Here is a 9,602-nt window from a genome sequence, read left to right as displayed (position 1 = left end):
CCCCGAGCATCACCGCGTCCGCCCCGCACGCGACGGCCTTCACCAGGTCGCCCGAGCGCCCCACGCCGCCGTCGGCGATCACGTGCACGTACCGGCCGCCCGACTCGTCGAGGTAGTCGCGCCGCGCCGCCGCGACGTCCGCGACGGCCGTGGCCATCGGCGCGTGGATGCCCAGCGACACGCGCGTCGTGTGCGCCGCTCCCCCGCCGAAGCCGACGAGCACGCCCGCCGCACCCGTGCGCATGAGGTGCAGGGCCGCCGTGTACGTCGACGCGCCGCCGACGATGACCGGGACGTCGAGCTCGTAGATGAAGCGCTTGAGGTTGAGCGGCTCCGCGCGGCCCGACACGTGCTCGGCCGAGACGGTGGTGCCGCGGATGACGAACAGGTCGACGCCCGCGTCGACGACGGTCCGCCACAGCTCCTGCGTGCGCTGCGGCGACAGCGCGCCCGCGACCGTCACGCCCGCCGCGCGGACCTCCTTGAGCCGCTGGCTCACGAGCTCCGGCTGGATCGGCGCGGAGTAGATCTCCTGCATGCGGGCCGTCGCGCGCGCCACGTCGAGCGTCGCGATCTCCGCGAGCAGCGGCGACGGGTCCTCGTACCGCGTCCACAGACCCTCGAGGTCCAGCACGCCCAGACCGCCGGCCTGCCCCAGCGCGACCGCGGTCGCCGGGCTCATCACCGAGTCCATCGGCGCCGCGAGCACCGGCAGGTCGAAGTGGTAGGCGTCGATCTGCCAGCCGACCGAGACCTCCTCCGGGTCCCGCGTCCGCCGCGACGGGACGACCGCCACGTCGTCGAAGGAGAAGGCCCGCCGCCCGCGCTTCCCGCGCCCGATCTCGATCTCGTTGCTCACCGGACCAGGTTACCGGCGCACCGCGGGCCTCCGGCGCGCGACGTGTCGGTGCACGGCGCTGTCGGTGGTCGGTGCGATCCTGGCGAAGCGGGCGGCACCACGAGCCCGCCACCGCGAGGCGCGTGCGCCGCGCAGTGAGCACGCCGGACGGACGAAGGACGCACGATGGGCTGGAACGACGGACCCCTGCTGGGCTTCGACACGGAGACCACGGGGCTCGACGTCGACCGCGACCGCATCGTCACCGCCGCCCTGGTCCGCCGCGACGCCGCCGGCACGCACGTCCGCACGTGGCTGCTGAACCCCGGCGTCGAGATCCCCGAGCCCGCGGCCGCGATCCACGGCGTCAGCACCGAGCACGCGAAGGCGCACGGCACGGCGCCCAAGGTGGCGCTCGACGAGATCGCCGCGGAGCTCGCCGAGGCGTTCCGCGCCGGCGTCCCGGTCGTCGCCTACAACGCCGCGTTCGACCTGTGCCTGCTCGACGCCGAGCTGCGCCGCCACCGCCTCCCGACGCTGCCCGACCGGCTGCTCGGCGCCGCGCGGCCCGTCATCGACCCGCTCGTGCTCGACCGCGCCGAGGACCGCGAGCGCGAGGGCAAGCGCAAGCTCGTCGACCTGTGCGGCGTCTACGAGGTCGTCGAGTCGGGCGACCTGCACAACGCCGACGTCGACGTCGTCGCGACCCTCGACGTCCTGGAGCGCATCGTCGGGCGCTTCCCGCACCTCGCGGACCTGGACCTCGACACGCTGCACGAGTACCAGGTGACCGCGCACCGCGCATGGGCGGAGAGCTTCAACGCGTGGCGGACCGAGAAGGGCCTCGACGGCCCGGGCGCGGAGCCCACCTGGCCCGCGCGCGAGCCCGTCGGCACCCTCTGGTAGCCGGCGGACACCCGCCTCCACCGCCCCACGGCCCGCCGCGGCAGCGAGTCGCCCCTGCCGCGCACGACGACGCCCGGGTCCCCGCCTGCGGGACCCGGGCGTCGGCGGACGTCAGCGGTGCGAGCTGTAGTTCGGCGCCTCGACCGTCATCTGGATGTCGTGCGGGTGGGACTCCTTGAGCCCGGCCGCGGTGATCCGCACGAACTGGCCCTTGGACTGCAGCTCGGGGATCGTGTGCGCGCCGACGTAGAACATCGACTGGTGCAGGCCGCCGATGAGCTGGTGCGCGACGGCCGCGAGCGGGCCGCGGTACGGCACCTGGCCCTCGATGCCCTCGGGGACGATCTTCTCGTCGGTCGTGACGTCGGCCTGGAAGTACCGGTCCTTCGAGTACGAGACGCGCCCGCGGGACGCCATCGCCCCGAGCGAGCCCATGCCGCGGTAGTGCTTGAACTGCTTGCCGTTGACGAACACGAGCTCGCCCGGCGACTCGTCGCAGCCCGCGAGCAGCGAGCCGAGCATCACGGTGTCGGCACCGGCGACGAGCGCCTTCGCGATGTCGCCCGAGTACTGCAGGCCGCCGTCGCCGATGACCGGCACCCCGGCGGGCTTGCACGCCTGCGCCGCGTCGTAGATGGCGGTGACCTGCGGGACGCCGACGCCCGCGACGACGCGCGTGGTGCAGATCGAGCCGGGACCGACCCCGACCTTCACGGCGTCCACGCCGGCCTCGACGAGCGCGGTCGCGCCCGCGGTCGTCGCGACGTTGCCGCCGATGACCTGGACGGCGCGCGTCGACGGGTCGGACTTGAGGCGGCGCACCATGTCGAGCATGAGCCGCGCGTGACCGTTCGCGGTGTCGACGACGAGCACGTCGACACCCGCGTCGACGAGGGCGGTCGCCCGCTCCCACGCGTCGCCGAAGAACCCGATCGCCGCACCGACGACGAGGCGGCCCTCGCCGTCCTTGGTCGCGTCGGGGTACTGCTCGGACTTCACGAAGTCCTTGACGGTGATGAGCCCGCGCAGGACGCCGGCGTCGTCGACGAGCGGCAGCTTCTCGATCTTGTGCTTCGCGAGCAGCGCGGCCGCGTCGTCGCGCGCGATCCCCACGGGCGCGGTGACGAGCGGCATGGGCGTCATGACCTCGTGCACGCGACGGTGCTCGAAGTCGGCGGCCGGGACGAACCGCAGGTCGCGGTTGGTGATGATGCCGAGCAGGCGGTCCTGCGCGTCGACGACGGGCAGGCCGGACACGCGGTAGGTGCCGCACAGGCGGTCGAGCTCGGCGAGCGTCGCGTCGGGCGAGACCGTCACGGGGTCGGTCACCATGCCGGACTCGGAGCGCTTGACGCGGTCGACCTGGTGCGCCTGGTCCTCGATCGACAGGTTGCGGTGCAGGATCCCGATGCCACCCTGCCGGGCCATCGCGATCGCCATGCGCGACTCGGTGACGGTGTCCATCGCCGCCGACAGCAGCGGGACGCGCACCGAGATCTCGCGCGTGAGCCGGGAGGTCGTGTCGACCTCGCTCGGGATCACGTCCGTCTCCCCCGGGAGGAGCAGGACGTCGTCGTACGTGAGCCCGATCCGCGCGAAGGGGTCGGTGACCTCGCCGGCGACGACGTGCGCGGCCACGAGCCGGGGGATGCCCGGGGGAGCGACGGCCGACAGCGCGAGGAAGCGCGCCTCGGCGCGGTGCAGCCGGATGTGCTCGTCGAGGGTCCAGGTCGGGCCGTTGGTGAGCTGCATGCCGCACGCGCACGCGATGGTGACGCGCCCGTCGGGCGTGGTGTCGACGAGCCCGACGGTGGTGTGGTCGGTCGCGGCGCGCACCTTGGCGCGGCGCATCTCGGCGCTCACCGGCACGACCGGCGTCGCCGCGTCGTGGACGGTCATGGCGTTCCTCAGTGGTCGGTGGCGACCCGCTCGTCGACGAGCTGGTCGAGCTCGAACGACTCGTCCCAGTGCGCGCCGCCGAGCGACGGCATCATCGCACGCAGCTGGGGGCGCCAGCCCTCGACGCGCTCGGGGAAGCAGCGGTCCAGCAGGTCGAGCATGGTCGCGACGGCCGTCGACGCGCCGGGGGAGGCGCCGAGCAGGCCGGCGATCGAGCCGTCCGCCGAGGTGACGAGCTCGGTGCCGAACTCGAGCACCCCGCCCTTCTTCCGGTCGCGCTTGATGACCTGCACGCGCTGGCCGGCGGTGATGAGCTCCCAGTCGCGCGGGTGCGCGGTCGGCATGAACGCGCGCAGCGTCCGCAGCCGGTCGGTGTCCGTCGCCGTGACCTCGCTGATGAGGTACTTGAGCAGGTCGAGGTTCCGCACGCCGACGGCCAGCATCGGGACCAGGTTGTCGGGGCGGATGGACCGCAGCAGGTCGAGCCACGAGCCGTGCTTGAGGAACTTCATGCTCCAGCCGGCGTAGGGGCCGAACAGCAGCGCGGTGCCGCCGTCGACGACGCGCGTGTCGAGGTGCGGGACCGACATGGGCGGGGCGCCGATGTCGGCCTTGCCGTACACCTTCGCCTGGTGCCGGGCGACGATGTCGGGGTTGGTGGTGCGCAGGAACTGCCCGCTGATCGGGAAGCCCGCGAAGCCCTTGGCCTCGGGGATGCCCGACTTCTGCAGCAGCGGGAGCGCGCCGCCGCCGGCGCCGATGAACACGAAGCGCGCACGCACGCGGCGGGCCTTGCGGTTGCCGTTCCAGCGACGGTCCTTGACGCGCAGCGTCCAGGCACCGTCGCGGCCCTGCCGCAGGCGCGTGACCTCGCTCTCGACGTGCAGGCGCGCGCCGCGGCTCTGGGCGTCGTCGAGCATCGAGCGCGTGAGGGCGCCGAAGTCGACGTCCGTGCCGGAGCTCGCGCGCGTCGCGGCGACCGGCTCGGCCGGGTCGCGGTCGTCGACCAGCAGCGGCGCCCAGTCGGCGATCGTGGCCGGGTCGGCGCTGAACTCGAGGTCGGAGAAGAGGGGGTGCGCGCGCAGGGTCTCCCACCGGCGGCGCAGGTAGTCGACGTTCGCCTCGCCGCGCACGAAGGTCATGTGCGGGGTCGAGGAGAGGAAGCCGGTCCCGCCCGGGAGGCGACCGTTGGTCGCGAGGTGGTTCCAGAGCTCGCGCGAGAGCTCGAACTGCTCGTTGATCGTGACGGCCTTGGTGATGTCGATCGTGCCGTCGGGGCGCTGCGGCGTGTAGTTGAGCTCGCAGAGGGCGGCGTGGCCGGTGCCCGCGTTGTTCCACGGGTTCGACGACTCGGTCGCGACCTCCGCGCGGCGCTCGTGGATCTCGACGGTCCACGTCGGCTCGAGCGTCGTGATGAGCGCGGCCAGGGTCGCGCTCATGATCCCGCCGCCGACGAGGACGACGTCCACTGTCTCTTCGCGATGCGCCACGATTCGAGCGTATGTCGACGTCGAGAATCTCTACAGCGAGGGACGTGTGACGTTCGTCTCTCTCGTCCCATGACTTCGGGCGGGTCGTGGGACGACCGACGGGGACGACGGGCCGCCGTGGTGCGCGGCCCGCCGCCCCCGTCAGGTGGCGCGGTGGACGTCGGTGCTGGTCGCGGGCCTCAGCCCGCCGTGCAGGCCGTCCCGTTGAGCGTGAACACCGTCGGCTTCGGGTTGCCGCCGGCGTGCGAGCCGTTGAACCCGATGTCCACGCTGCCCTTCGCGGCGATCGCGCCGTTCCACGGCGCGTTCGTCACCACGACCGACTGCCCGGTCTGCGTGAAGGAGCCCGACCACCCGTTGGTCACCTGCTGCGACGACGGGAACGTGAACGCGAGCGTCCAGCCGTTCATCGCCGCGGACCCGTTGTTGGTGATCCGGACCGACGCGGTGAACCCCGTGTTCCAGTCGTTCGTCGTGTACCGCACCGAGCAGCCGGTCGGCTGGACCGTCGGGGTGACGGTGGGCGTCACCGTCGGCGTGACGGTCGGGGTCGGGGTCACGGTCGGGGTCGGCGTGACCGTCGGCGTCGGCGTGACGGTGGGCGTCACCGTCGGCGTGACGGTCGGCGTCGGCGTCACCGTCGGCTCGGTGCCGGAGGTGTTCCCGACGACGATGCCGCGCCCGTTGGTCCCGACGTAGACGCGCCCGAACACGTCGGGGTCGCCGGTGATGGCCGCACCCGTCCAGGCGTACCGGTGCTCGTCGTCGTTGATCCGCACCCACGTCGCACCCGCGTCCGTCGAGCGGAAGAACCCGCGCACGCCGTTCAGCTTCGACGTCGTGTAGATCGCGGGGTACGTCGCGCCGGGGGCCGCCTTGCCGAACCCGACCGCGCCGCCGTCCTCGAACCCGGCGAGCTTCGTGAACGTCGCACCCGAGTCGGTCGACCGCCACAGGCCGGTCTCGCCCGCGAGCCAGACGTGGCCCTCGTGGCCGGGCACCGCCCCGAACCGGATGTTGCCGGTGGTCGGGAAGCCGGTCGCGGCCGACGCGGTGAACGACGCGCCGCCGTCCGTCGACCGGTAGAACCGGCCCTCGCCGAACGCGTAGAACTTCTGTGCGTCCACGCGGTCGGCCTCGACGCGCGCCCCTGCGGGGACGCCCGTCGACGCGGTCCAGGACGAGCCGAGCGTGGTCGAGCGGTGCACGCCCGTGCCCGCCGGGCTCCAGACGATCGTGCCGCCGTCGGCGGACATCGCGACGGTCCCGCCGCCGGTCACGCCCGCGGGCTGCTGGCCCGCCCACCACGACGACCCCGACGACGTGGAGACGCCGATGTGCGACTCGACGGTCCCGTCGACGGCCTGCCCCACGCGGACCATCGTCGCGGGCTTCGCCTCCGCGTAGTCCACGCCGGTCACGGAGCCGTGGTACGGCTGGGTGTACATCTGCGACGGCACCTTCGTGATGTCCGTGTGCACGAACCCGCCGACGTCACCGAGCCCGGAGATCAGCTGGACCGGTCCCGGGGGAGCCGCGAGGTCGAGCACCGCGGTCTCCTCGATGCCCTGCGCCCTGACGCCGATCTTCACCTTGCCGCCGGTGTCCCACGCGGTGAGGTTGCTGCCGCCGTAGACCGTCGCGCCGGTGCCGTACAGGAACTCGTCCGAGTCGAACGGGTCGATCTCGAAGGACTCCGTCATCCAGCCGAGCTTGACGAGCGGCTCGCCGACGGGTGCGGACGTCTTGCCGAACGTGAGCCACGGCGCGCCCGAGTAGTCGAGGTCGTAGCGCAGGTCGCGGTTCGGGTAACCGGCCCAGTCCCAGATCCGGCTCCAGGTCGCGCCACGGTCGGTGCTGCGGAACACGATGATGTCCGGCCACCAGGAGATCTGCGTGACGACCATCAGGGTGTCGGGGTCCTGGCGGTCGACGGTCAGGCCGGAGTAGCCGAAGTACTGGTCGCTGCTGGACGACGGGACGGGCGAGATGCTGGTCCACGTGCCGGTCGTGGCGTCGAGGCGCCACACGTCGCCGTGCCCGCCGTCGTACGGGCCGCCCGTGTCGCTGGTCGCGATGTAGAGCTGCTTGCCCTTCGCGTCGTAGACGCCCTTGTGCGCGATGTACCCGGTCGGCTGGCCGGGGATCCGCTGCCACGTCGCACCCGCGTCGGTGGACCGGTAGACGGTGTTCTCCTTGTCGGCGACGCCGACGTAGATCGTCTTCGTCGGCGACCCCTTCGTGCCGCTCGACGGGTCGAACGTGACCCACACGACGCCCTGGTTGCTCGTGAGGTAGTCGTTGGTGGACGTCGGGTCCTGCACGTGGTTGCCGGGGTTGGTGAACGAGACGACCTTGGCCCACGTGACGCCCGAGTCGGTGCTGCGCCACAGCCCGTTGCCGCTCTCGGTGCCGAGGTAGAGCACGCGGTTGTCGTTGGGGTCGACCTGCAGGCGCTCGCCCATCCCGCGGCCGGGCATGTTGCCGCCGACCTTGAACGGCAGCATCGTCTTCTGCCAGGTCTCGCCGCGGTCGCTCGAGCGCAGGATCGCGCCGTTCTGCGGGTCCCACGAGTTCGTGTAGGTGCCGACGGCCGCGTAGACCTTGTCCGGGTCCACCGCGTCCGTCGCGAGGCTGAGGACGCCGGTGTGGCTCCACTCGTCCCAGCCGATGTGGTCGAGCAGCGGGACCCAGCGTCGGGTCGCCTGGTCGAGGCGGTACGCCCCGCCGATGTCGGTGCGGGCGTAGACGAGGCCCTTCTCCGACTGGTTGTAGACGATGCCGGGGACGAACCCGCCGCCGACGACCTCGACGTTGCCCCAGGTGTACGACGGGGTGGCCGCGGTCGCGGGGGAGCCGAGGGCGACGGCCGTGCCGGCGCCGGTGACGAGTGCGGCGGCGAGGACGGCGCCCACGAGGCGTCGTGGCCGGCGGCCGGGTCTGTCGGGGGAGGTTCGAGCAGGGACGCGCATCCGCTGCACTCCTTCGTGAAGGCGGTGGGGTGCCCGCCGGGCGCGGGTTGCCCGGCCGGTCGGCCCCGCCGCCGGACACCCTCGGACGGGCGCCGGGCGACGGGTGGCCGCACGGTATCGAAGCGCTTCGAGAGCCGGTCAGAGGACGAAACCTTTCGCACCCTCGCCCGACCCCGAGCGCCCGTTCGTGTCCAGCCCGCGAGGTGGCGCGGATCACCCGGTGGTCCGCAGGTGCGACGGGGGAGGAGCAGCGGTAGAAACCTCCCATGAGCCGCGACCTGACCTCCGACCCCGCCGCCGAGCACCTCGCCGAGCCCCCGCTCCCGGAGGCCGAGCTGGCCGCCGCGGACGCACGCTCGGGCGGCGACCCGACGCGGGCCCCGCGGTCGCTGCACGCGGTCGAGATCGAGGCCGACGACGAAGCCATCGCGAGCAGCGAGGACTGGGACGACCCGCAGCGACTCTGACGGGCTCCGACGACCGGCGCGACCGCGTCCCCGACGCCGGTGAGGCTCCCCGCCGAGAGCACGGCACGCGTGTGCCGCTCTCGGTGGGGAGCCTCACCTCGTGGGCGCCGGAACGGCTCAGCCGCCGGCGATGCCCTCCGGGCCGATCTCGCGCCGGAGCTCGTACCCGTCGGCACCCTGCAGCACCGGGATGCCGCCCGGCGCCGCCGCGGCGGCCCGCTCGGCCGCCCGTGACTCCGGGGTGGGCGTCGGCAGGCCGTGCGCGAGGACGTGCTCGCTGAAGGTGAGCTGCCGCAGCAGGATCGCGCGCACGTGGTCCGGGTGGTGCGTCGCCGCACCCGCGTAGATCTCGGGGTCGCGCTGGCCGTCGTCGCCGACGAGCACCCACCGGACGTCGGGCAGCTCGTGCACGAGGCGCCTCAGCTGCGCGACCTTGTGCGCCCGGCCGCTGCGGAACCAGCCGGTGTTGGTGGGCCCCCAGTCCGTCATCAGCAGCGGGCCGGCCGGGTAGCCGTGCCGCTTGAGGAACCGGGAGATCGCCGGCGCCGCGTTCCACGCACCCGTCGACAGGTAGACCACCGGCATGCCCGGGTGACGTCGTCGCAGCTCCGCGTACAGCTCGGCCATGCCGGGCACGGGCTCGCGCGCGTCCTCGTTGCGGACGAGCACGTTCCACGCCGCGACCAGCGGACGCGGCAGGCGGGTCACCATGACCGTGTCGTCGATGTCGCTCACGAGGCCGACGCGGACGGCCGGGTCGATCACCAGCACGGGTGCCTGCGCGCTCACGCCGTCCTCGGTCGTGAGCTCGACGTGGTGCCAGCCGGGCTCCAGGTCGGACTCGAGCCGGACGTCGAGGTAGCCCCCGCGGTCCGACACGACGGAGTGCTCGTGGCCGCCGACGCGCACGCGCAGCGCCACGCCCGCGACCTGTGCCGTCGCGAAGGAGCGCCAGCCGCGCGTCGACGGCGGCTCGGCCGCGTCGATGTGCGCGTCGGCTCCGGCACCGGGCAGCTCGTCGTCCGGGACC

At 73.2% G+C, this 9,602-nt stretch carries 6 protein-coding genes and 1 pseudogene; 2 read left to right on the top strand and 5 right to left on the bottom strand.

Translation table 11 applies throughout. The annotated features are described in order from the left end of the window. Positions 1-859 (bottom strand): GuaB3 family IMP dehydrogenase-related protein (locus tag HGA02_RS04445; RefSeq protein WP_168677963.1); only part of this gene is annotated, 859 nt, incomplete at its 3' end. Between the two features lie 165 nt (positions 860-1,024). Between HGA02_RS04445 and HGA02_RS04440 the strand changes: the two genes are divergently transcribed. Then, a complete protein-coding gene (locus tag HGA02_RS04440; protein WP_168677961.1) occupies positions 1,025-1,744 on the top strand; it encodes an exonuclease domain-containing protein in 720 nt (239 codons plus the stop codon). A 111-nt stretch (positions 1,745-1,855) separates the two neighbouring features. On the opposite strand, the gene guaB is transcribed toward HGA02_RS04440, so the two are convergent. The 3 genes and pseudogenes from guaB to HGA02_RS04425 form a co-directional block, all read right to left on the bottom strand. Then, positions 1,856-3,643, bottom strand: a complete 1,788-nt coding sequence (gene guaB, locus HGA02_RS04435; RefSeq protein WP_246247419.1) for an IMP dehydrogenase — start codon at positions 3,641-3,643, stop codon at positions 1,856-1,858. 8 nt (positions 3,644-3,651) lie between these two features. After that, positions 3,652-5,139 (bottom strand): annotated as a pseudogene (gene mqo / locus HGA02_RS04430) (malate dehydrogenase (quinone)); the annotation flags it as partial. A 173-nt stretch (positions 5,140-5,312) separates the two neighbouring features. Further along, positions 5,313-8,048, bottom strand: a complete 2,736-nt coding sequence (locus HGA02_RS04425; protein ID WP_343035266.1) for a cellulose binding domain-containing protein — start codon at positions 8,046-8,048, stop codon at positions 5,313-5,315. Positions 8,049-8,371: 323 nt separating this feature from the next. On the opposite strand from HGA02_RS04425, the gene HGA02_RS04420 reads away from it, so the two are divergent. Continuing rightward, complete coding sequence (locus tag HGA02_RS04420) at positions 8,372-8,572, top strand: hypothetical protein (protein WP_124341215.1); 201 nt, start codon at positions 8,372-8,374, stop codon at positions 8,570-8,572. 117 nt (positions 8,573-8,689) lie between these two features. Here the strand turns inward: HGA02_RS04420 and HGA02_RS04415 are convergent. Further along, positions 8,690-9,602: App1 family protein phosphatidate phosphatase (locus tag HGA02_RS04415; protein ID WP_168677957.1), on the bottom strand; the 913-nt coding region annotated here is incomplete at its 5' end.

Source organism: Cellulomonas septica, assembly GCF_012396155.1.
Classification (GTDB): Bacteria; Actinomycetota; Actinomycetes; order Actinomycetales; family Cellulomonadaceae; genus Cellulomonas; species Cellulomonas septica.
This window is presented reverse-complemented; position numbering and strand designations above follow the sequence as displayed.

Coding starts and splice junctions, on each gene's coding strand:
- guaB (WP_246247419.1), bottom strand. CDS start 3,643: ATGACCGTCCACGACGCGGCGACGCCGGTCGTGCCGGTGAGCGCCGAG.
- HGA02_RS04420 (WP_124341215.1), top strand. CDS start 8,372: ATGAGCCGCGACCTGACCTCCGACCCCGCCGCCGAGCACCTCGCCGAG.
- HGA02_RS04440 (WP_168677961.1), top strand. CDS start 1,025: ATGGGCTGGAACGACGGACCCCTGCTGGGCTTCGACACGGAGACCACG.